The organism is Agromyces flavus, assembly GCF_900104685.1.
Taxonomy (GTDB): Bacteria; Actinomycetota; Actinomycetes; order Actinomycetales; family Microbacteriaceae; genus Agromyces; species Agromyces flavus.
Map to the genome: position 1 here is coordinate 2,724,008 of NZ_LT629755.1, position 20,374 is coordinate 2,744,381.

The 20,374-nt window shown below is 71.6% G+C and carries 22 protein-coding genes; 13 read left to right on the forward strand and 9 right to left on the reverse strand.

What is annotated here, in order from left to right; all coding sequences use genetic code 11:
• Positions 1-454: 454 nt before the first annotated feature.
• The 4 genes from BLT99_RS12885 to BLT99_RS12900 form a co-directional block, all read right to left on the reverse strand.
• Positions 455-1,357, reverse strand: coding sequence for a DUF559 domain-containing protein (locus tag BLT99_RS12885; protein WP_229724382.1), 903 nt, complete (start codon positions 1,355-1,357; stop codon positions 455-457).
• A 439-nt stretch (positions 1,358-1,796) separates the two neighbouring features.
• The gene (locus BLT99_RS12890) at positions 1,797-3,386 is read right to left on the reverse strand and encodes an FAD-dependent oxidoreductase (RefSeq protein WP_092673160.1); all 1,590 of its coding nucleotides are present in this window, start codon (positions 3,384-3,386) and stop codon (positions 1,797-1,799) included.
• A gap of 76 nt (positions 3,387-3,462) precedes the next feature.
• Positions 3,463-3,738, reverse strand: a complete 276-nt coding sequence (locus BLT99_RS12895) for a glutaredoxin family protein (protein ID WP_172802979.1) — start codon at positions 3,736-3,738, stop codon at positions 3,463-3,465.
• Positions 3,739-3,817: 79 nt separating this feature from the next.
• Positions 3,818-3,916: a 30S ribosomal protein bS22 gene (locus BLT99_RS12900; protein WP_003792170.1), complete on the reverse strand. Its 99-nt coding sequence runs from the start codon at positions 3,914-3,916 to the stop codon at positions 3,818-3,820.
• 117 nt (positions 3,917-4,033) lie between these two features.
• Here BLT99_RS12900 and BLT99_RS12905 point away from each other — a divergent pair, with 117 nt between their 5' ends.
• Positions 4,034-4,543 (forward strand): GNAT family N-acetyltransferase, encoded by a 510-nt coding sequence (locus tag BLT99_RS12905; protein ID WP_092673163.1) that lies wholly within the window; start codon positions 4,034-4,036, stop codon positions 4,541-4,543.
• A 13-nt stretch (positions 4,544-4,556) separates the two neighbouring features.
• Here BLT99_RS12905 and BLT99_RS12910 read toward each other — a convergent pair whose 3' ends face one another.
• The gene (locus BLT99_RS12910) at positions 4,557-4,991 is read right to left on the reverse strand and encodes an ArsR/SmtB family transcription factor (RefSeq protein WP_092673166.1); all 435 of its coding nucleotides are present in this window, start codon (positions 4,989-4,991) and stop codon (positions 4,557-4,559) included.
• A gap of 70 nt (positions 4,992-5,061) precedes the next feature.
• On the opposite strand from BLT99_RS12910, the gene BLT99_RS12915 reads away from it, so the two are divergent.
• Both BLT99_RS12915 and BLT99_RS12920 read left to right on the forward strand, forming a co-directional pair.
• Positions 5,062-6,507 carry a TrkH family potassium uptake protein gene (locus BLT99_RS12915; RefSeq protein WP_092673169.1) on the forward strand — a complete coding sequence of 482 codons (1,446 nt, stop codon included), beginning with the start codon at positions 5,062-5,064 and terminating at the stop codon, positions 6,505-6,507.
• A complete protein-coding gene (locus BLT99_RS12920; RefSeq protein ID WP_092673172.1) occupies positions 6,500-7,168 on the forward strand; it encodes a potassium channel family protein in 669 nt (222 codons plus the stop codon). Before BLT99_RS12915 ends, BLT99_RS12920 begins: the two co-directional genes overlap by 8 nt.
• A 69-nt stretch (positions 7,169-7,237) precedes the next feature.
• Here the strand turns inward: BLT99_RS12920 and BLT99_RS12925 are convergent, their stop codons facing one another.
• Positions 7,238-7,639: a hypothetical protein gene (locus BLT99_RS12925; protein ID WP_092673175.1), complete on the reverse strand. Its 402-nt coding sequence runs from the start codon at positions 7,637-7,639 to the stop codon at positions 7,238-7,240.
• 96 nt (positions 7,640-7,735) lie between these two features.
• On the opposite strand from BLT99_RS12925, the gene BLT99_RS12930 reads away from it, so the two are divergent.
• From BLT99_RS12930 to rlmC, 5 genes are read left to right on the forward strand one after another with little or no spacing between them, the layout of a single operon-like run.
• Complete coding sequence (locus BLT99_RS12930; protein WP_092673178.1) at positions 7,736-8,677, forward strand: ABC transporter ATP-binding protein; 942 nt, start codon at positions 7,736-7,738, stop codon at positions 8,675-8,677.
• Between the two features lie 52 nt (positions 8,678-8,729).
• The gene (locus BLT99_RS12935) at positions 8,730-9,662 is read left to right on the forward strand and encodes an ABC transporter ATP-binding protein (protein WP_172802980.1); all 933 of its coding nucleotides are present in this window, start codon (positions 8,730-8,732) and stop codon (positions 9,660-9,662) included.
• Positions 9,659-11,281 (forward strand): ABC transporter permease, encoded by a 1,623-nt coding sequence (locus BLT99_RS12940; RefSeq protein ID WP_092673181.1) that lies wholly within the window; start codon positions 9,659-9,661, stop codon positions 11,279-11,281. The genes BLT99_RS12935 and BLT99_RS12940 overlap by 4 nt, the downstream gene beginning before the upstream one ends.
• 12 nt (positions 11,282-11,293) lie before the next feature.
• Positions 11,294-11,779 (forward strand): GbsR/MarR family transcriptional regulator, encoded by a 486-nt coding sequence (locus tag BLT99_RS12945; protein WP_092673184.1) that lies wholly within the window; start codon positions 11,294-11,296, stop codon positions 11,777-11,779.
• 9 nt (positions 11,780-11,788) lie between these two features.
• Positions 11,789-12,922: a 23S rRNA (uracil(747)-C(5))-methyltransferase RlmC gene (rlmC, locus tag BLT99_RS12950; protein ID WP_092673187.1), complete on the forward strand. Its 1,134-nt coding sequence runs from the start codon at positions 11,789-11,791 to the stop codon at positions 12,920-12,922.
• Here rlmC and proC read toward each other — a convergent pair.
• Complete coding sequence (gene proC / locus BLT99_RS12955; protein WP_092673190.1) at positions 12,919-13,782, reverse strand: pyrroline-5-carboxylate reductase; 864 nt, start codon at positions 13,780-13,782, stop codon at positions 12,919-12,921. The two genes, rlmC and proC, sit on opposite strands and share 4 nt — an antisense overlap.
• Before the next feature lie 24 nt (positions 13,783-13,806).
• On the opposite strand from proC, the gene BLT99_RS12960 reads away from it, so the two are divergent.
• Positions 13,807-14,769: a cation diffusion facilitator family transporter gene (locus BLT99_RS12960; RefSeq protein WP_092673194.1), complete on the forward strand. Its 963-nt coding sequence runs from the start codon at positions 13,807-13,809 to the stop codon at positions 14,767-14,769.
• Positions 14,766-15,518, forward strand: coding sequence for a glutamine amidotransferase-related protein (locus BLT99_RS12965; protein ID WP_092673197.1), 753 nt, complete (start codon positions 14,766-14,768; stop codon positions 15,516-15,518). The genes BLT99_RS12960 and BLT99_RS12965 overlap by 4 nt, the downstream gene beginning before the upstream one ends.
• Before the next feature lie 11 nt (positions 15,519-15,529).
• On the opposite strand, the gene tadA is transcribed toward BLT99_RS12965, so the two are convergent.
• Positions 15,530-16,009 (reverse strand): tRNA adenosine(34) deaminase TadA, encoded by a 480-nt coding sequence (gene tadA / locus BLT99_RS12970; protein ID WP_092676328.1) that lies wholly within the window; start codon positions 16,007-16,009, stop codon positions 15,530-15,532.
• A gap of 48 nt (positions 16,010-16,057) precedes the next feature.
• Here tadA and upp point away from each other — a divergent pair, with 48 nt between their 5' ends.
• Positions 16,058-16,690, forward strand: a complete 633-nt coding sequence (gene upp / locus BLT99_RS12975; protein ID WP_092673200.1) for a uracil phosphoribosyltransferase — start codon at positions 16,058-16,060, stop codon at positions 16,688-16,690.
• A gap of 527 nt (positions 16,691-17,217) precedes the next feature.
• On the forward strand, positions 17,218-18,024 hold the full coding sequence (locus BLT99_RS12980) for a winged helix-turn-helix domain-containing protein (protein WP_092673203.1): 807 nt from the start codon (positions 17,218-17,220) through the stop codon (positions 18,022-18,024).
• On the opposite strand, the gene BLT99_RS12985 is transcribed toward BLT99_RS12980, so the two are convergent.
• The gene (locus BLT99_RS12985) at positions 17,955-19,481 is read right to left on the reverse strand and encodes a serine hydrolase domain-containing protein (RefSeq protein WP_157674997.1); all 1,527 of its coding nucleotides are present in this window, start codon (positions 19,479-19,481) and stop codon (positions 17,955-17,957) included. The genes BLT99_RS12980 and BLT99_RS12985 overlap by 70 nt on opposite strands.
• A 127-nt stretch (positions 19,482-19,608) precedes the next feature.
• Between BLT99_RS12985 and BLT99_RS12990 the strand changes: the two genes are divergently transcribed.
• A complete protein-coding gene (locus BLT99_RS12990) occupies positions 19,609-20,346 on the forward strand; it encodes a M23 family metallopeptidase (protein ID WP_229724384.1) in 738 nt (245 codons plus the stop codon).
• The last annotated feature ends 28 nt before the right edge of the window (positions 20,347-20,374 follow it).

Genomic DNA, 20,374 nt, shown 5'->3' on the forward strand with positions numbered 1-20,374 from the left:
GCGGCCCGCCCGCCCGCTTGCCCGTCGCGTCGAGATGACGCGATCCGCTGTTTCACGCGCGCCCAGACCGCACTTCGCGTCACCTCGCGGGAGGCCCGGTCGCCCAGCCGGTCACCTCCGCGCCGAGATGACGCGAACGGCTCTTCCCGCGCGTCAAAACCGCATTTCCCGTCACCTCGCCGGGGCGCGGTCTCCGACTCGAGCCCGCTACGCGCCGAGATGACGCAAACGACGGCTCCCGCGCGGCCAGACCGCACTTCGCGTCACCTCGCCGGGGGCCGGTCTCCGACGCGAGCCCCCACGCACCGAGACGACGCAAACGGCTCTTCCCGCGCGCCAAGAACGCACCTCGCGTCACTTCACCCGGAGAGCCCTCGGTCGGCCGCGTCGCCCGCACGCGCGGAGGTGCCGCGAATCGCTGTTCTCAGACCAGGGAGCAGCCGTTCGCGTCAACTCAGTGGCCCGCCCAGCCGGCGGCGAGGAGCGCCTCGCGAACGCGTGCGATCGCGAGGATCCGGCGCGGGCCGGTGTGGGTGGCATTGAAGCGGATGACGCGCCATCCGGCCCGCGCGAGATCGTCGAGTCGTTCGACGTCTCGTGCATACTGCGCGCGGTCCTCGCGGTGCTGCTCGCCGTCGTACTCGACCAGGACGCGCCATTCCAAATAGACGAGGTCGCCGATCGCGATCTGCTTGCCCGTCGCATCGTGGATGGTCACGTTGACGGCCGGCTCGGGCAGCCCGGCATCGACGAGGTCGAGGCGGAGCCAAGTCTCCTGCGGCGAGTCGGTGTTCGCCCGCACCCGGGCGAACGCCCTGGCCAACCGACGCGCGCCGCGTCGCCCGGCCATCCCCTCGACAGCCCGACGCAATGCCTCGATGGTCGCAATCGGACCCTGCCGGCGAACCAGCGCGTCACCCAGGACGACGAGCGTACGTTCGGTCAGCTCGGCAGCGAGTTGACACCAGGCGTCGATCGCCGAGATCACGCGCAGACCGTCGACCTCCTCGATGCTGACGAGGTCGGCCTTCACACGATGCCCGCGCACGCCGTGAGCACGCGGCAGTCCCTTCGGTGCGATGGCTGCGACGTCGATCTCGCCGTCGGGACGCATCCCCCTGACCGGCAGCCCGTGCAGCGCCGCCGCCGTTCGATGCGTGAAGACTTCGCACGGTCGCATCCGCTCGGCGTACGCGCGACAGACCGCGATCAGGTCGAGGTCGACGGTGGCGATGACCCGGACACCGTGGAACGGGCGGACCAGGTCGGGTCCGCGCAGGCGGCCGGTGCTCAGGCCGGCCTTGCGCCCGCGGCGCACCGAGAACGCCGCACTCGAGAGTTCTTCCGGCAATTGCACGCGCGCACCCACCCCGCCACTCTTCTGGCGGGCGACCGCCCTGACGTGCGGCGCGGCGGTCTCGTGGGAACGCGCCTCGCTGCCGAAGCTGTGGAGGACCGGCCGTCGCCCGCGGCGACGACGGCGAGCGAGCGCTTGGCTGGCGAATCGTCCCGGCGAGGTGACGCGAAGCGCGGTTCGCCGGCCCGAGAAGGGCAGCTCGCGTCACCTCAGCGAGATGTGGCGAGCAGTTGGCGTGGCGTCAGCGAGGTGACGCGAAGCGCGGTTCAGCGCGATGAGAAGGGCAGTTCGCGTCACCTCGGCGAGAAGGCGGGCGAGCCTGGCCACGCGAGGTGACGGGAAACGCGGTTCGCCAGCGCGGGAAGAGCAGTTCGCGTCACCTCGGCGGGAGGGGCGGCGGGCGGGCGGCGGGCGGCGGGCGAACGAGCGGCGCGCGCGGTCAGCCGCCAGGGGCGTCGGCGGCGCCGCCCGAGGCGGGCCGGCCCGCACCCGCGGCGGCGCGTTCGGCGGCGCCCGCGCGCAGCACCTCGTCGAGCGGCGTCGCATCGACGCGCGCGAGGTCGCGCAGCGCGGGACCCTCGATGCGGTTGCCGCGGTGGTCGAAGCGCGACGCGTGCAGCGGGCAGTCCCACGTGCACTCGGCGTCGTTCCACTGCAGCACGCCTCCGAGGTGGGTGCACACCGCCGAGACCTCGCAGGTCTCGCCGCCGACCGTGGAGACGCCGACCGGACGCGTGCCGCGGCGCAGCACGACGCCCACGCCCTCGGGCGGCGGCGGCGCGGCCTCCGCGACGGGTGCCCGCAGCGCGTGCACCCACCTGCGCGCGAGGAACGCACCGACCCGAGCACCGTCGACGGCGCCGCGCGCGAAATCGCCCGGGGTCGTCAACCGCGAGCCGATCACGCGGCCCCAATCGGGTCGGCGCGCGCCCAGCATCTCGTGGGCGATGCGGATGCCGGCCGCCGAGCCGTTGGTGAGGCCCCACTTGGCGTACCCCGTCGCGAACCAGATCCGACCCCGGCCCCGCGGCATCCGGCCGACGAACGGGATGAGGTTGTGCGACTGGTAGTCCTGCGCCGCCCAGTGCACCGGGTCGGTCGCGTCGGGCCACCAGGTCTGCGCCCAGCCGACGAGCTCGTCGAGCAGCTCGCGAGTGCTCGGCACGCGACCCGTGCGGTGGTTCGCCCCGCCGACGATCAGGCGCGTCGCATCCCCGTGGTCGTCGCGGCGGATGCTGCGCGTCGGCTGGTCCACCGACAGGTACAGCCCATCGGGCAGCGCCGCACCCGCGGGCATCTCGAACGACGCGAGCATCGAGCGCGATCCACCGGTCTTCGCCCAGTACAGGCCGCGGTTGAGCATCGGAGCGCCGGTCGCGATGACGACCTGCTCGGCGGTGAAGGTCCCCGCGCTCGTGCGCACCTGCGCCGGCGAGGACGCGGTCACCCCGAGCGCGCGGGCACCCGTGACGATGCGCCCGCCGCCCGCCGTCGCGAGCTCGGCGAGCCCGCGCATGAGCTCGGCCGGATCGAGCGCGAGCTGGCCGTCGAGCGCCGCTGCGCCGGCGACCGGGAACGGCACGTCGTCGGGGATCTCGGTGACGCGCCGGACCGGCAGCCCCGCCTCGCGCCCGGCCCGCACCTCGGCGTCGACCGCCTCGATGCCGTCGACGGTCTGGGCGTAGCTGTACGCGGTCGCCTCGCGCACCTCGACGCCGGCCCGTTCGCACGCGCGCCGCAGCCACTGCTGCCCGGCGCGGTTGGCGTCGACGTAGGCGCGCACCAGTCGCGCCGGATGACCTCGGCGGATGACGGCGAGCCGGTTGCCCTGGAGCAGGGTCGCCTTGCCGGTGTTGCGTCCGCTCGCGAGCGCGCCCGGCACGTCCTGCTCGATCACGGTCACCCGGCGGCCGGCGGCGAGCAGCATGATCGCGGTCGACAGGCCGGTGATGCCGGCTCCGACGACGATCACGTCGGAATGCCGGTCGGGGTCGATGGGAACAGAGCGCTCGCGTCGGATGCTCGTCATGGCACCAGTCAACGCCCGCGCGCCATCCGTCGTCACCCCCTTGAGGGAACGGATGGCGCGGACTAGAGGCGCAGCGTCAGGCCGCGGCCAGCAGTGCCGTCTTCAGCCGCACCGGGTCGATGCGCCAGTACCCGTGCACCTCGCCGTCGACGAGCAGCACCGGGATCTCCTCGGCGTAGCGCGCGCGGAGCGCGTCGTCGTCGAGGATCGACAGCTCGTCGAGCGTGGTGCCCGGTGCCCCCGGCGTCGCCGCGAGTTCCTCGCGCACGCACGTGACGACCTCCCGCGCGTCGTCGCACAGGTGGCATCCGGGCTTGCCGATGAGGGTGAGGCGGATGTCTCGGGGGCTCACCCGATCAGGATACGCGCGCCAGGGCAGCGAAAAGCGCCAGGCCGGACGGCCTGACGCTCTGCCAGTGGTCGGAATGCGACTACTTCTTGTTGCGACGCTGGTGGCGCGTCTTGCGAAGCAGCTTGCGGTGCTTCTTCTTCGCCATGCGCTTGCGACGCTTCTTGATGACGGAACCCACGAAAACCTCACAAAGATCCGGGTCGGCCGCGCGTGCCGCAGCCGTGGGGCGAGGAGCCCCGCGGTAGTCTAGCCCATTCACCGGCGAGGCGCCCGCGCCATCCGCTAGCGTCGAGGGATGCCACGACCCGGACTGGTGATCCGAACGACCCGCGAGGACGACTGGCGGGCGATGCGAGAGCTGCGCCTCGAGATGCTCCGCGACACTCCCATCGCCTTCGGCGACACGCTCGAACGCGCGCTCGGCTACGGCGAGACCGAGTGGCGGATCCGCGCCCGCCGCGGCGAGGCGAACGAGCAGACGCTCATCGTCGCGATCGACGGCGACCGGTGGGTCGGCACGATGGGCTGCTACGTGCCCGACCTCAGCACGGGCCCGTTGCTGGTCGGCGTCTACGTCTCGCCCGATCGCCGTGGCGAGCAGGCCGGCGTCACTCGGGCCCTGCTCACCGAGATCGAGCGCTGGGCGGGCGAGCGCAGCGACCGGCTGCGCCTCGAGGTGCACGAGGACAATCCCCGTGCACGGCGGTTCTACGAGAAGCTCGGGTTCGCGTACACCGGCCACAGCCGGCCGTACGAACTCGAGCCGGGCGGGTTGGAGCTCGAGATGGAGAAGCGGCTCCGATAGCGGCGCTGCGGGGCTAACGGCGCTTGCGCTGCGCCACGACCGCGGTGACCTGGTGCGCGGTCTCGGCGAACGCCTTGCCGAGCGCCGAGGCGAACGCGCGCTGGTCGGCGTTGAGGTCGACCTCGGCATCGGCGCCGGCCAGCGTGACCGCGTCGGTCGCGGCATCCGTCGACACGAAGGGGATCAGCCAGTCTTCGAGGCGCTCGAGCGGCGCGCGATCGAGCCGGTAATAGCGGTGCTGCCCCTCCTCGCGCACGGCGACCAGGCCCGACTCGCGGAGCACCTTGAGGTGCTTGGACACCGTGGGCTGGCTCACGCCGAGGGCCGTGACGATCTCGCCGACGCTGATCTCGCCGCCGGACTCGGGTACCGACGTCTCACGGTCGAGGAGGACGCCGAGGATGTCTCGCCTGGTCGGGTCCGCCACCACGTCGAAGATGTCCGCCATGGCTCAAGGGTAGTCAGTCCGCGCCTGACGCGGGGAGTACGATGACACAGCGTCGAGCGGAGGAGGGCGGATGGCCGCGCAACCCGTGGGCCGCCGGGGCGTGGTCCGGCGCTCATGGCTCGGCGGTGTCCGCGATGCGATCGACGCGCTCGTACGCAGCTCGCCGTCGCGCTTCGCGATCATCGTCTTCGCGAGCCTCATCCTCATCACGACGCTCCTGCTCTCGCTGCCGATCGCCCGTGCCGGCGCCGGGACGGGCGGCACGCCCCTGTACGACGCCTTCTTCACCGCGACCTCGGCGATCTGCGTCACGGGCTTGACCACCGTCGACATGGCCACGCACTGGTCGCCCTTCGGCAACGCCGTGATCTTCATCGGCATGAACGTCGGCGGCATGGGCGTGCTGACGCTCGCCTCGATCCTCGGCCTGGTGATCTCGCGCCGGCTCGGCCTGCGGGCCAAGCTCATCGCGGCGAGCGACACGAACCCGTCGCGCGTGCACGCCGGACCGGTGTCGGAACGACAGGCCGTGCGTCTCGGCGAGGTCGGCGGGCTGCTGGCGACGGTCGCGATCAGCACACTGTCGATCGAGGCGGTCATCATGCTCGGGATGATCCCGAGCGTGCTCGCGGCCGGGTACGACGTGGGCACGAGCGTCTGGTACTCGGCCTACTACTCGGTCAGCGCCTTCACGAACACGGGCTTCGCGCCGAACCCGCTCGGCCCCGTCGAGTTCTTCGACGACTACTGGTTCCAGTCGCTGCTCATGCTCGACGTGTTCCTCGGCAGCCTCGGCTTCCCCGTGATCTACGCGCTGCTGCGCACGTGGCGGATGCCGCGGCGCTGGAGCGTGCACGTCAAGCTGACGCTGACCACGACCGCGATCCTGTGGGTCGCGGGCGCCCTCACGTTCCTCGTGCTCGAGTACGACAACCCGAAGACCTACGGCGCGTTCGGATTCGGCAAGACGCTGTACGAGGCGTTCTTCATGTCGACCATGACCCGCTCGGGCGGCTTCGCCACGATCGACATGCACGACCTGTACGGATCGAGCCTGCTCGTGACCGACATGCTCATGTTCGTCGGCGGCGGATCGGCGTCGACCGCCGGCGGCATCAAGGTGACGACCCTCGCGGTGCTCTTCCTCGCCGCCTACGCCGAGGCCCGCGGCGCGCCCGCGATGGAGGCGTTCGGGCGACGGATCCCTCGCGACATCCTGCGCCTGGCCGTCAGCGTCGTGCTGTGGGGCGCGACGATCGTCGCGGTGTCGACCGTCGTGATCGTGCAGATGACGAAGGCGCCGCTCGACTTCGTGCTGTTCGACGTCATCTCCGCATTCGCGACGTGCGGTCTCTCGACGGGCCTGACCGAGTCGCTGCCGCCCGAGGGCAAGTACGTCATGGCGCTGACCATGTTCATGGGCCGCGTCGGCACCGTCACGCTGGCGGCGGCACTCGCGGCGGCCCAGAAACGCCAACTGTTCAGGAGACCGGAAGAGAGGCCCATCGTTGGTTGATCGCATCAAGCACGACGCCCCCGTGCTCGTCATCGGACTCGGCCGGTTCGGGGCGGCCACCGCCGGCCAGCTCGACCGCCTCGGCCGCGAGGTGCTCGCCGTCGACGACGACGAGGCGCTCGTTCAGAAGTGGGCGGAACGGGTCACGCACGCCGTCGTCGCCGACGCGCGCTCACTCGACGCGCTCAAGCAGATCGGCGCGCAGGAGTTCTCGATCGCGGTCTGCGCGGTCGGCTCGTCGATCGAGGCGTCGGTGCTCATCACCGCCAACCTCGTCGACCTCAAGATCCCGCAGATCTGGGCCAAGGCGATCTCGACGTCGCACGGCAAGATCCTCGAGCGCATCGGCGCCAACCACGTCATCTACCCCGAGGCCGAGGCCGGCGAGCGGGTCGCGCACCTGGTCAGCGGCCGCATGATCGACTTCATCGAGTTCGACGACGACTTCGCGCTCGTGAAGATGTACCCGCCGAAGCCGATCCGCGGCAAGACCCTCACCGAGTCGGGCGTGCGCTCGCGGCACAACGTGACCGTCGTCGGCGTGAAGAGCCCGGGCAAGCCGTTCACCTACGCGACCGAGAAGACCGTGGTGTCCAACCACGACCTCATCATCGTGTCGGGCACCGAGGGCGACATCGAGAAGTTCGCCGCGCTCGAGTGACCCGGATGCCGCAGGGCGGGCGGGCGTGCCATCCGTCGCCCCGGCCGTGGCGACCGGTGAGGCCGCAGCTCAGGCGGCGTCGCCCGCGAGGGTCGACACGATCGTCGCGATCACGCCGATCACGAGCAGGATGACCGCGAGCGTGCCGAGGAGGCGCGGCACGGGCGAGTCGGCCTCGAAGCGCAGCCGCTCGGGGGTGCGCCGACGATAGAACGCGGGCTGCGTCTCGGTGCCGACGACATGCGAGTGCTCGTCGGGTTCGAGCCCGCGTTCGTGGAATTCGCCCTCGGCGAACCAGCGCACGCGCGTGCCGTCATCGCCGCCCGCGTCGACGAGGACCGCGTCGGTGGGCTCCCACGTGCCGTCAGCCATCCGCGCGAACGCGAACGCGAGCAGGCAGAGCCCGCCGCCGACGAGCGTGATCCACGCGACCACCTCGCTCACGAGCGCGATGACGTCGAGCGAACCCATGACGCGAGCGTACCCGTCGCGCGAGCCCTCGAGGACACGGCAGTGAGTGCCGTTGGTCCCCTTTCGGCACGGCCACCCCGGCGTAGCATCCGGCGCATGGCCGACGTCATCCGCACCCGGGGCCTGGTGAAGCGCTTCGGGCCGGTCATCGCGCTCGACGGCCTGGACCTTTCGGTGGGCGAGGGTGAGATCCACGGCTTCCTCGGCCCGAACGGTGCGGGCAAGTCGACGACGATCCGGATCCTGCTCGGCCTCGCTCGGCCGAGCGGCGGCGTCGCCGAACTGTTCGGGCGGGACGCGTGGCGGCATGCCTCGGAGCTCCACCACCGCGTGGCGTACGTTCCCGGCGATGTCGGCCTCTGGCCGAACCTGTCGGGCTCCGAGTCGATCGACCTGCTGACGCGGCTGCGCGGCGGCCGGTCGGACCGCCGGGCCTACGGCGAGCGCCGGCAGCGCCTCCTCGACGCGTTCCAGCTCGACCCGCGCGCGAAGGGCCGCGCGTACTCGAAGGGCAACCGGCAGAAGGTCGCGCTCGTGGCCGCGTTCGCGACACCGGCCGACCTCTACCTGCTCGACGAGCCCACGAGCGGCCTCGACCCCCTCATGGAGCAGGTGTTCAACCGCGAGATCGCACGCGTGGCGGCGGATGGCGCGACGGTGCTCCTCTCGAGCCACATCCTCTCCGAGGTCGAGGTGCTGTGCGATCGGGTCAGCATCATCCGGGCCGGAAGGCTGGTGGAATCGGGAACGCTCGCCGACCTGCGTCACCTGACCCGATCGGAGATCGCGTTCATTCACGAGCCCGGACACGATGCGGCGCTCGCCGCCATCGCGGGAGCGCACGACCTCGTGGTCGACCACGGTCGCGTCCGCTTCTCGGTCGACAGCGACCGCGTCCCGCACCTGCTTCCCGAACTCGGTCGCCTGGGCGTGCGGGGCCTGACGGTCGCACCGCCCTCGCTCGAGGAGCTCTTCCTGCGTCACTACGCCGATGAGCCCGACTGGGTCACCGACGGGTCGGCGACGGGCGACCGTTAGGGTTTCGTTAGAAGGATTCACAACTTTGTGAATCGCGCGTAGCATCGCGACCATGACCACCGTGATCCGCACCCGAGGGCTCGAGAAGCGCTTCGGGCGCACCATCGCACTCGACGGGCTCGACTTCACCGTCGAGTCCGGCGAGATCCATGGCTTCCTCGGCCCGAACGGCGCGGGGAAGTCGACGACCATCCGCATCCTGCTCGGGCTGGCGCGCGCGTCCGCCGGCGAGGCGACGCTCTTCGGCCGCGACCCGTGGACCGACGCCGCCGAGCTGCATCGGCGGGTCGCCTACGTGCCCGGAGACGTCGCGCTCTGGCCGAACTTCACGGGCGGCGAGGCGATCGACCTGCTCACGAAGCTCCGCGGGGGGATGACCGACCGCGCCGCGTACGGGGAGCGCAAGGAGCGGCTGCTCGAGGAGTTCCAGCTCGACCCGCGCAAGAAGGGCCGCGCCTACTCGAAGGGCAACCGGCAGAAGGTGGCGCTCGTGGCGGCATTCGCGTCTCCGGCCGAGCTCTACGTACTCGACGAGCCCACGAGCGGCCTCGACCCGCTCATGGAGCAGGTCTTCAACCGCGAGATCGATCGCGTCGCCCGTGACGGCGCGACGGTGCTGCTCTCGAGCCACATCCTCTCCGAGGTCGAGGAGCTCTGCGACCGCGTGACGATCATCCGTGCCGGAAAGGTCGTCGAGAGCGGCACGCTCACCGAGCTGCGTCACCTGACCCGCACCGAGATCTCGTTCATCCACGACCCCTCCACGGAGGCCGACGTCGCCGCCATCCGTGATGCCCACGACCTCGTCATCGACGAGGGCCGCGTGCGGTTCACCGTCGACAGCGAACGTGTCGCCGAGGTCCTCCCCGACCTCGGCCGACTCGGGGTGCAGGGCCTCACGGTGGCCCCGCCATCGCTCGAGGACCTGTTCCTGCGCCACTACGGCGACGAGCTCGCCCCGGTCGAGGAGGAGGCGCGGGCGTGACCAGGCTCATGGTGCTGCTGCGGCAGCGCATCCGTCGAGACCGCCTGCAGCTCGCGCTCTGGATCCTCGGCACCGCGCTGCTCGCATACGGCTCGATCTCGGCGGTGTACTCCACGTACGGCGAGGAGAGCGACCGACGCGAGATCCTCGGCGTCGCGGTCGCGACCCGCACGATCCTCGTCTTCCGCGGCACGCCCAACGGCACGGATGATGGCGCGTTCGCCTTCTTCCTCCTCTTCGCGTGGCTCGCGCTCATGGGCGGGCTGATGAGCACGTTCCTCGCCGTGCGCCACACGCGCCAGGAGGAGGAGCAGGGTCGCGCCGAGGCGATCGCGGCGACGCCGGCGGGTCGCATCCTCCCGACGACCGCGACCGTCGTCCACGGCGTGCTCGCGAACATCGGCCTCGGCCTCTTCATCGCCGTGGCGCTCATCGCGAACGGCCTCGACACCACCGGCTCGTTCGTCTGGGGCGCGGCGATCGCGGCCTCGGGCGTCGCCTTCCTCGCGTTCGGCCTGTTCGCCGCCCAGCTGTTCCGGACCTCGCGTGCAGCCAACGGGCTGTCGGTCGCCTTCGTGCTCGCCGCCTACCTGCTGCGTGGCATCGGGGATGCCGCGGGGACGCCGTCCGAGGACCTGCTCCACGTCACCCCCGCGTGGCCGAGCTGGCTCTCCCCCATCGGGTACGGCCAGTTCACCGGCGCCTACGTCGAGAACGACCTGACGCCGTTGCTCGTCCCGCTCGGCTTCGCCGCGGCGCTCATCGCCGTCGTGTTCGGACTGCAGGCGGTGCGCGACCAGGGTGCGAGCCTGGTGGCCGGTCGCGCCGGCCGCGCGACCGCCGGGCCCGTGCTGGGCAGCTCGTTCGGCCTCGCGTGGCGGCTGAACACCGCCATCCTGCTCTCATGGACGGCGGGCGGCATCGCGACGGGATTGCTAGCGACCTCGCTGTCGTCGGTCATCAACCAGGCGGCGACCGACACGCCGCAGGTGCTCGAGACGCTCCGCTCGGCGATCGGCAGCGACGCGACGATCGAGGAGGCCTTCGTGGGGGTCTTCTACGGGCTCGTCGGCGTCCTCGCCGCGTGCTGCGCCATCCAGGTGGGCATCCGGGCACGGCAGGAGGAGGCCCACGGCACCGCCGAGCTCGTGCTCGGCACCCGCGTCCCTCGCGTCCGTTGGCTGCTCGAGTACTGGATCGTCGGCGTCATCGTCATCGTGATCGTGCTCGCCGCCGCCGCGCTCGCGGGCATCGTAGGGGCGAGCAGCGCAGCCGATCCCGAATCGCTCGTCCCGAACGTGCTCGAAGCGGCGGCCGCGCAACTGCCCGCGTGCCTGGTCTTCCTCGGCTTCACGTTGGTCGTGTTCGCCTTCCTGCCGCGCGCGACGATCCCGGTCGGATGGACCGCCATCGGCCTCGCCGCGATCCTCGGCACGTGGGGGCCGATCCTCCAGCTCCCCGAGTGGCTCATCAACCTGTCGCCGTTCGCCCATTCACCGGTCCCGTCCGGTGGTGAGACCGACTGGACCGGTGGCTTCTGGATGCTCGCCATCGCGCTGGCGGCCGCCGCGCTTGCCGTGTGGTCGATGCGTCGCCGCGAGCTGGCCTCGGGCGGATGAAAGACTGAGCGGATGCCACGCGACGAGCAGGGCCTGAGGTCCGCGGTGGAGCAGTCGGCCGCGGTCCTCACCAATGCCGGGTTCCCGAGGATGCCGGCACGCGTGCTCATGGCCCTGCTCGTCGCCGACGCGGGAGGGCTCACCGCGTCCGAGCTCGGCGAACAGCTCGGCGTGAGCGCCGCGGCCATCTCGGGTGCGGTGCGGTACCTGGCCCAGATCGGCATCCTCCACCGGGTGCCCCAGGCGGGCAGTCGTCGCGATCGGTGGGAGTTCCTCGACGACGCCTGGTACACCGCACTCATGGCGAAGAGTCCCGTCTACGGCGTGATCGCCGACCTGGGCGACCGGGCGGCCGACGCGATCGGCGACGAGAACGCGGCTGGGGCGACCCGCGCGCGGGAGATGGCGCGGTTCTACCGCTTCATCGATGCCCGGATGCCCGAGCTCATGCGCGAGTGGGAGGAGCTGCGGGCGGCGTCGACGGCGAGCCGGCCGTAGCCTTGATCGGTGCAGTGCCCGTACTTCGACGCGGGGCGATGCCGTTCGTGCTCGCTCATGGGTCGGCCGTACCCGCTGCAGCTCGACGACAAGCAGCGTCACGCCGAGGAGCTCCTCGCGCCGTTCGACGTGCCGGCCTGGCTTCCCGCCACCGCCAGCCGTGAGCGCGACTACCGGAACAAGGCCAAGATGGTGGTCGGCGGCACGGTCGACGCGCCGACCATCGGCATCCTCGACGCCGACGGGTTCGGAGTCGACCTGCAGGCGTGCGGCATCTGCTCGCCCGGGCATCGAGCCGCGTTCCCCGTGCTGACGAGGTTCATCACCCTCGCGAGGATCACGCCGTACGACGTGAACGCCCGCCGCGGTGAGCTCAAGCACGTCATCGTCACCGAGTCGCCCGATGGCGAGCTCATGGTGCGCTTCGTGCTGCGCTCGAGCGAGCCGCTCGGCCGCATGCGCAAGCACATGCCGACGCTGCTCGCCGAGCTGCCGCAGGCGCGCGTCGTCACCGCGAACCTCCTGCCCGAGCACAAGGCCGTGCTCGAGGGCGCCGAGGAGATCGTGCTCACCGACGCCGACACGCTGCCGATGCGCCTGAACGACGTGACGATGCACCTGCGTCCGCAGAGCTTCTTCCAGACGAACACGGCGATCGCCGAGGCGCTCTACGCCGAGGCGCGCGACTGGATCCGCGACCTCGCGCCCGAGGACGCGTGGGACCTCTACTCCGGCGTCGGCGGCTTCGCCCTCCACCTCGCCGGCGGCGGCACCGAGGTCACGGGCATCGAGACGAGCGTCGAGGCCGTCGCGAGCGCCGAGCTGAGCCGAACGGATGCCGCGCTCTCACGCGTGCGCTTCGCCGCGGGCGATGCCACCGCGTTCGCGCTCGCCGCGCCATCCGCCCCCGACCTGGTCGTCGTCAACCCACCGCGGCGTGGCATCGGGGCCGAGCTCGCCGGCTGGCTGGAGCGTTCGGACACGGCGCACGTGCTCTACTCGAGCTGCAACGCGGCCTCGCTGGCGAAGGACCTCGCCGCGATGCCGTCGCTACGGCCCGTCAAGGCGCGCGTCTTCGACATGTTCCCGCAGACCACGCACTTCGAGGTGATGGTGCTGCTCGAGCGCAACCCGCGCGGCTAAGCGCCGGCAGCGAGTTCCCTCGCGCGAGCGAGCGCGGCGTCGGTCGCGCGGTCGAAGAGGGCCGAGAGATCGGCCTCCTGCAGGACCGCGATCGCGCGCTCGGTGGTGCCCTTGGGGCTCGTGACGCGGCGGCGCAGCTCGGCGGGGTCGTCGCCGGATGCCGCGAGCAGCTCGCTCGCGCCGCGGAACGTGCCCTGCACCATCACGGCCGCTTCCTCGCGGGTGAAGCCCTTCGCGATCGCCGACTTCGTGAGCTCCTCGATGAGCAGGAAGACGTAGGCGGGACCCGACCCGGAGATCGTCGAGAGCGCGTCGAGCTGCGACTCGGGCACGACGAGCACCTCGCCGACGGTCTCGAACAGCGACACGACGAGCGCGAGGTCGGCCCCGGAGGAGCGCGTGCCCGCCGACACCCCGGTCACCGCACGGCCGACGACCGCGGGCGTGTTCGGCATCGTGCGGACCACCGAGACGTGCGACGGCAGGTGGGCTTCGAACGTCGCGACCGTCACGCCGGCCGCGACCGAGACGACCACGCTGCCCGGCTCCAGCGCGTCGGCGATCTCGTCGAGCAGGTCGGGCACCATCGCGGGCTTGACCGCGACGACCACGAGCTTCGCGCCGGCGACCGCACGCCGGTTGGCCGCGGCATCCGCCTCGGTCGCGTACGCGGTCACGCGCGGCTCGGCGTCGAACTCGGCGGCGCGCGCGGCACTGCGGTTGGTCGTGCGGATGCCGCCGGCCACCGTGACGTGCGGCTGCAGCAGCCCTGCCAGGATGGCCCGGGCCATCGAGCCGGCCCCGAGGAACGCGATGGACGGCAGCTCGATCGGCCGGTCAACCGGCTGGCGGGAGGTCATGGCGACCATCCTAGGATTGTCGCCATGAGCGCATCCGGTGGCACGAAGGCGATCCTGGCGGCATTCCTCGCCAACACAGGCATCGCCGTGACCAAGTTCATCGCATGGCTGGTGTCGGGGTCCGCCTCGATGCTCGCCGAGGCCGTGCACTCGGTCGCCGATGCCGGGAACCAGCTGCTGCTCTTCTTCGGCGGACGCCAGGCCAAGAAGCGCGCCGACCGCGCCCACCCGTTCGGCTACGGGCGCGAGCGGTACGTGTACGCGTTCGTCGTGTCGATCATCCTGTTCTCGGTCGGCGGCCTGTTCTCGATCTACGAGGGCGTCGAGAAGATCCAGCACCCGCACGCCCTCGAGAATGCGTGGGTGCCGATCGTCGTGCTGGTCATCGCGATCGTCCTCGAGTCGTTCTCGCTGAGCACCGCGGTCAAGGAGTCCAACGAGATCCGCGGCAAGCAGGGCTGGGTGCAGTTCGTGCGTCATGCCAAGGCGCCCGAGCTCCCCGTCGTGCTGCTCGAGGATGTCGCCGCGCTGCTCGGCCTCGTGTTCGCCCTGTTCGGCGTGGGGCTGACCATCATCACGGGCAACACGATCTTCGATGCGATCGGCACGCTCATGATCGGCACGCTCCTGATCGTCATCGCGATCATCCTCGGCATCGAGACGAAGAGCCTGCTCGTCGGCGAGGGGGCGAACGAGGCCGACCTCGACAAGATCCAGTCGGCGATCCTCTCCGGGCCCGAAGCCGAGCGCATCATCCACATGAAGACCCTCTACCTCGGCCCCGACGAGCTCCTCGTGGCCGCCAAGCTGGGCTTCCAGCCGCACGAGAGCCTCGCCGAGGTGTCGACCGCGATCAACGTGATCGAGCAGCGCGTGCGCGAGGCCGTGCCATCCGCGCGGGTCATCTACCTCGAACCCGACATCTACGTCGATCCGAACGAACAGGCGCCGCCGACCGACGCGATCGTCATCAAGGGGCTCGAATGACCGCGGTCGCGGGCACGGCCGGCCGCCCCGTCGCCCTGGTGCTGCGCCACGATTCCGCCATCGGGCTCGGCAACCTCGGCCCGGTGCTCGAGGAGCACGGGTACGAGGTGCGCGTCGTCGACGCGCCGCATGCGGATGTCACGGCCATCGACGCGCTCGCCCCCGACCTGCTCGTGGTGCTCGGCGGCGATGAGGCCGCGTACCAGGCCGACACCTATCCGTACGTCGGCCACGAGATCGAACTGCTGCGGCAGCGGATCGAGGCGGAGGCGCCCGTGTTCGGGGTCTGCCTCGGTGCGCAGATGCTCGCGTCCGCGCTCGGCGCGCGCGTGTACCAGGGCGCGCGCAAGGAGGTGGGCTGGCTCGGCGTCGACCCCACCGACGCCGGCGACGCCTCGCCCGTGCGCCATGCGCGCGGCGTCCGGTTCGTGCAGTGGCACGGCGACACCTTCGACCTGCCCGAGGGAGTGGAACGCCTGGCGTCGTCGCCCGCCTACCCGAACCAGGCCTTCCGACGCGGTGACTGGATGCTCGCGGTGCAGTTCCACCCCGAGGTCACGCCCGCGATCCACGAGGACTGGCTCGAGGCGTGGGGCGACGAGCTGCCCGAGTACGGACTCTCGGTCGAGCGCATGCGCGAGCTGCAGGCCGAGTGCGGGCCGGCCGCCGAGGCGGCGTCGCGCGCCATCCTCGGCGAGTTCCTCGACGGGCTCGCGGCAACGCGTCGCCCGGAGCGCCTCGCGAGCTGAGCCGCTGCCGTTCAGTCGACGGCCGGCCGACGGGCGGGGTCGGCGAAGAAGTCGAGAAGCAGGCGGGATGCCGCGTCCGCTTCGACGCCGGCGTAGACCTCGACCCGGTGATTGAGCCGGCGGTCGCGCAGCACGTCGTAGAGCGAGCCGGCGGCGCCGGCCTTCTCGTCCCACGCGCCGAACACGACCGTGGGGATGCGTGCGGCGACGATCGCGCCCGCGCACATGATGCACGGCTCGAGCGTGACGACGAGCGTGCAGTCGGTCAGGTGCCGATCGCCTGTCGCGCGGGCGGCCTCGCGGATGGCGAGCATCTCGGCGTGCGCGGTGGGGTCCTCGTGGAGCTCGCGCTCGTTGCGTCCGGTCGCGATCACCGCGCCGTCGCGCACGACCACGGCGCCCACCGGTACGTCGCCGGTCGCAAGGGCGGCGGATGCCTCGGCGAGCGCGAGTCGCATCCAGTCCGCGTGCTCGGGCAGCTGCACCGGCATCCCCTCGCCCTTCTCCATGGCGGAACCCCCGCAACTAGACTGCAGCCTATGCGAGTCCACGTGGCCGACCACCCGCTCATCACCCACAAGCTGACGGTGCTTCGCGACGAGAACACGCCGTCGCCCGTGTTCCGCTCGCTCGTCGAGGAGCTCATGACGCTCCTCGCCTACGAGGGCACCCGAGAAGTGCGTGTCGAGCCGGTCGACATCGTGACGCCCGTGGCACCGACCACGGGCGTTCGCATCGCCGAGCCGAAGCCGCTCATCGTGCCGATCCTGCGTGCGGGCCTCGGCATGCTCGAGGGCATGGTCAAGCTGCTGCCGAGCGCCGAGGTCGGCTTCCTCGGCATGGCACGCAACGAGGAGACGCTCGAACCGACCACGTACGCCGAGCGCCTGCCCGACGACCTCAGCGGCCGCCAGTGCTTCGTGCTCGACCCGATGCTCGCCACCGGCGGCTCGCTCACGGCGGCGATCGAGTTCCTGCTGCAGCGCGGCGCGACGGATGTCACGGCCATCTGCATCCTCGCCGCGCCAGAGGGGCTGAAGGCCGTCGAGGAGGCGCTGCACGGGCGCGAGGTGTCGATCGTGCTCGGCGCGGTCGACGAGCGACTCAACGAGGTCGGGTACATCGTGCCCGGCCTGGGCGACGCCGGCGACCGGCTCTACGGCACCGTCTGATTCGCCGCGGTCGCGGGCGGCCGGTCGTGTTTCCTCCGCGCGTCGGCCGCCTCACGTCGCAGGATCTGCGTCGTGAGACACGCCGACGCGGCATCCGAATCTCGGAATTCGATGAATCCGCGTTGCGTCGCAGGATCTTCGTGGGTCACTCCGGTTCGAACGGAACTGCCGCTTCCGCCGAACCTCTCGCGCACCGCGTGCGACGTCACGCGGCGTCACGCGACCGTCACGGTTTGACACATCCTCGAACCTCGGTTTGACTTTCGCCCATGACTGACACCGCACGCATCCTGACCACCCGCGAGGTGAACGGGTCTGCCGACATGATGATGTCGGCGCGTGCGTCCATGTGTTGTCGAATGTGCCGCTGACCAGCGAACCCACCGCCGAGTCTCGCGACTGATCACATCCCGATCGGCGCGGCTCCGTCGAACCCGATGCCAATCCGGGTTCTCCCGGCCACACCGGCCATTCGCTTCCGACCCCTCGAGTGGGTCGTCGACGCATCTTCAGCACAAGGATCCGCCATGTCTCTCGCACTTGCTCCCGCCGCCCGTCCGACCCACCCCGCCGTGCGCTCGACGCATCCGGCCGCCTACGCGCCGCAGCCGGCGCGCCCGGCGGCACCGGTGGCCACCGCGCCGGCCGTCCACGCCGGCGTCGCCACACCGGCCGCCGCCCCGTCCCCGGCTCCCGCCCAGGCCGCGCCGCGCGTCCGGGCCGTGCCCGAGGGCACCGAGGCCCGCGGCTTCGTGCTCTACGTCGGCCTCGACGAGGCCAAGGCCACCGCCGACGGCACGACCCTGCACCGCCTGGTCGAGGCCATCCGCAACCTGACCGCCGAGGTCGCACCCTCGGCCGAAACCTACGCCGCGGTCGCGCTGGCACCCGAGGGCGCCGGCGGCCGCGACGTCGACGTCGTGCGCCTCGCACTCCAGGACCCGACCGCGCTCGCCCGGCAGCGCGAGTCGCAGGGACTCAGCGACGACGCCGATCGGCACCCCGACGGCGTCATCATCGACATCTCGCGCAAGCGCGTCCTGCTCGACGGCGAGGCGGCCGGCCTCACCTACAAGGAGTTCGAGCTGCTGCAGTACCTCGTGCTGCGCGAGGGCCGCACGATCGACCGGCACGAGCTCATCGACGGCCTCTGGTCGGGCGAGGACGACGTGCCCAACGAGCGCACGATCGACGTGCACGTGCGCCGCCTGCGCTCGAAGCTCGCCCACTACCAGGACATCGTGCGCACCGTCCGGGGCGTGGGCTACCGCTTCGACCGCCACGCCGACGTGTCGATCCGCCAGGCCTCCACGCCGAGCCCCGACGTCTTCTGACGGGCGAGTCGGAGCGCTGGGCCCGCATGGAGCACGAGCGTTCCCACCGCCGCGGCGACGCTCGCCGCGACCGACACGGCCAGATCAGGCACGGCGACCCACCACCATGAATCGGTCGCTCGCGACCGGGTTCGACGCGGGACGACGACGAACGCCGTGACGAGGCCGGCCGTCGCGAGCGCGAGGGCGACCGCGGCGGCGACCGGACGACCGGCGGCTCGTGACGGTCTCGCCCGACGCGCGGAGGCGACCGTCCACGTCGATCCCGCGACCTGGAGCACCGGCAGGGCGAAGAACACCGGCACCGCGGCGAGGAACGGATCGTGGCGTCGAGGCGGGCTCGGGATGCCCAGCACGTCGTGCAGCAGTTCGGTGCTCAGCACGGTGAAGCGACGGCCGTCGGTGCCGAGGGCGGTGTTCGTGAGCATCGCGAGTCCGACGTCGAGCTCGGGGACGAGCGCGAGGTACGACATCGTGCGGAGGCTGTCGCCGTCGTGCTCCCACAGCTGCGGTGGGCGCCCGCCGCGGGCACCATCGACCACGCCCGCGCCCTCGGGGAGCGCTCGGACGATCCATCCGCTCGCGTACTCGGCCGGCGGCACCGCATCGCCCAAGGGTGCACGAGCCGCCTCGAGCACGGACGCATGCAGTCCCGTCGGGCCGCCGAGATGCGCTCGCAGCAGCACCGCCAGGTCGCGCGCCGTCGAGGCGAGGTACCCCGCCGGCGCGGTCGCCTCCGCCACGCTCGCCGGCGTGCGGGCGTTGGCCAGGCGGAACCACGTGTATTCGCCCTCGGCGAGCCCGGCCTCGCGTGCACGTTGCAGGTCGGCCGTCGTCGCGACGAGCCCGAGCGGCCCGGCCACGAGGTCCTGCAATGCCGACTCGTAGGTTCCTCCGGTGACGGCCTCGAGGATGGCGCCGAGGACGACGTAGTTCGCGTTCGAGTACGCGAACCGATCGCCCGGCCTCGCGATCGGCTGGGCCCGCAGCAGGTGACGCGCCTGATCGCGGATGGTCTGCGCCGCCGGACGCAGCCGGAAGACGTCCAGGCCCGACGCCCGAGACAGGCCGGAACGGTGGGCGAGCAACTGCTGGACGGTCACGTCGACGAAAGCACCCACGGCGCCGCCGAGGTGCGGCAGCAGTTCGGCGACGGTGTCGTCGAGGCGCAGCCGCCGGTGCGCGACGAGCGCTTGGATCGCGAGCCCCGCGAACTGCTTGCCGGTGGACCCGATGACCATGGGCGTGTCGAGGGTCATCGGGGCGCCGTCGCGGCGCGCGCGGCCGTACGCGCGCGCGAACCGCACGCCCTCGCGCCCCACCACCGCGACCGCGAGCCCCGCGAGACGGAGATGTGCCATGTGCGCTCGAAGCCGCGCGTCGATCTCGGCCGGTGCCGCGATCCGGCGCTCATCGGCGCGCACCGAGCGGTCGGCGGTGGTCGCCCTCGTTCGCACGCACCCAGTATCCGCCCGCCCGCACGGTGCCTGATGGCCGCGCGATCGTGCCGCCGTCCGAGCACGGCGCTGCTGCGCCATCCGCGCGGAATCGGGCAGCATGGGAGGCGCTGGCGAGGAGGACCGCGTGACGACGAACCCGATCGTGCTCGACCTGCCGTTCCGGGGCCGGTGGCTCGCGCGCAACAGTCCCGCGCGGCGTGTGCCGAGCCACGGCACGCACGCGCTCGGCACGACCTACGCGATCGATTTCATCGCGGTCGACGAGCACGGCCGGTCGGCGCCCTCGAACTGGAGGTCGTGGCTCGCGGTCGAGCCGCCCGAGGCGTTCCTCGGCTTCGGCCTGCCGATCCTGGCGCCCATCGCGGGCACGGTCGTCGCAGCGCATGACGGCGAGGCCGACCACGAGGCCCGGCGCTCCCAGCTCACGCTCGTGCCGTACGTGCTCGGGCAGGCAGGCCGCCTGCGCGCGGGGCCGAACGCGATCGCGGGGAATCACGTGATCCTCGCGCTCGGTCCGAGCGGACCGTACGTGGCGCTCGTGCACCTCCGCCGGGGCAGCGTTCGCGCCGAAGTCGGCGATGTCGTCGCCGCAGGCGACGTGCTCGGCGAGTGCGGCAATTCGGGCAACAGCACGCAGCCGCACGTCCACGTCCAGGCCACCGACTCGGTCGACTGGGCGGGTGCGACTGGACTGCCGATCGCCTTCCGTTTCCGAGGTGCGATGACGCAGAATGGGGAGACCGTCGGCGTGCCCCGCGAGTCCGAGATCGTCGAGCCGCCCGGAATCGCCGAGGGCCGGCGTGACGGACGGAGCGGGCCGCCGCTCCGGAAATTCCCCCGCATTCGAGGCACACAGATCTAGCGCCCGTTACCGATCCGTTATATATTCA

Coding starts and splice junctions, on each gene's coding strand:
- BLT99_RS12910 (WP_092673166.1), bottom strand. CDS start 4,991: ATGGCGGACATCTTCGACGTGGTGGCGGACCCGACCAGGCGAGACATC.
- BLT99_RS12890 (WP_092673160.1), bottom strand. CDS start 3,386: ATGACGAGCATCCGACGCGAGCGCTCTGTTCCCATCGACCCCGACCGG.
- BLT99_RS12915 (WP_092673169.1), top strand. CDS start 5,062: ATGGCCGCGCAACCCGTGGGCCGCCGGGGCGTGGTCCGGCGCTCATGG.
- BLT99_RS12980 (WP_092673203.1), top strand. CDS start 17,218: ATGTCTCTCGCACTTGCTCCCGCCGCCCGTCCGACCCACCCCGCCGTG.
- BLT99_RS12925 (WP_092673175.1), bottom strand. CDS start 7,639: ATGGGTTCGCTCGACGTCATCGCGCTCGTGAGCGAGGTGGTCGCGTGG.
- upp (WP_092673200.1), top strand. CDS start 16,058: ATGCGAGTCCACGTGGCCGACCACCCGCTCATCACCCACAAGCTGACG.
- BLT99_RS12905 (WP_092673163.1), top strand. CDS start 4,034: ATGCCACGACCCGGACTGGTGATCCGAACGACCCGCGAGGACGACTGG.
- BLT99_RS12945 (WP_092673184.1), top strand. CDS start 11,294: ATGCCACGCGACGAGCAGGGCCTGAGGTCCGCGGTGGAGCAGTCGGCC.
- BLT99_RS12935 (WP_172802980.1), top strand. CDS start 8,730: ATGACCACCGTGATCCGCACCCGAGGGCTCGAGAAGCGCTTCGGGCGC.
- BLT99_RS12965 (WP_092673197.1), top strand. CDS start 14,766: ATGACCGCGGTCGCGGGCACGGCCGGCCGCCCCGTCGCCCTGGTGCTG.
- BLT99_RS12930 (WP_092673178.1), top strand. CDS start 7,736: ATGGCCGACGTCATCCGCACCCGGGGCCTGGTGAAGCGCTTCGGGCCG.
- proC (WP_092673190.1), bottom strand. CDS start 13,782: ATGACCTCCCGCCAGCCGGTTGACCGGCCGATCGAGCTGCCGTCCATC.
- BLT99_RS12960 (WP_092673194.1), top strand. CDS start 13,807: ATGAGCGCATCCGGTGGCACGAAGGCGATCCTGGCGGCATTCCTCGCC.
- tadA (WP_092676328.1), bottom strand. CDS start 16,009: ATGCCGGTGCAGCTGCCCGAGCACGCGGACTGGATGCGACTCGCGCTC.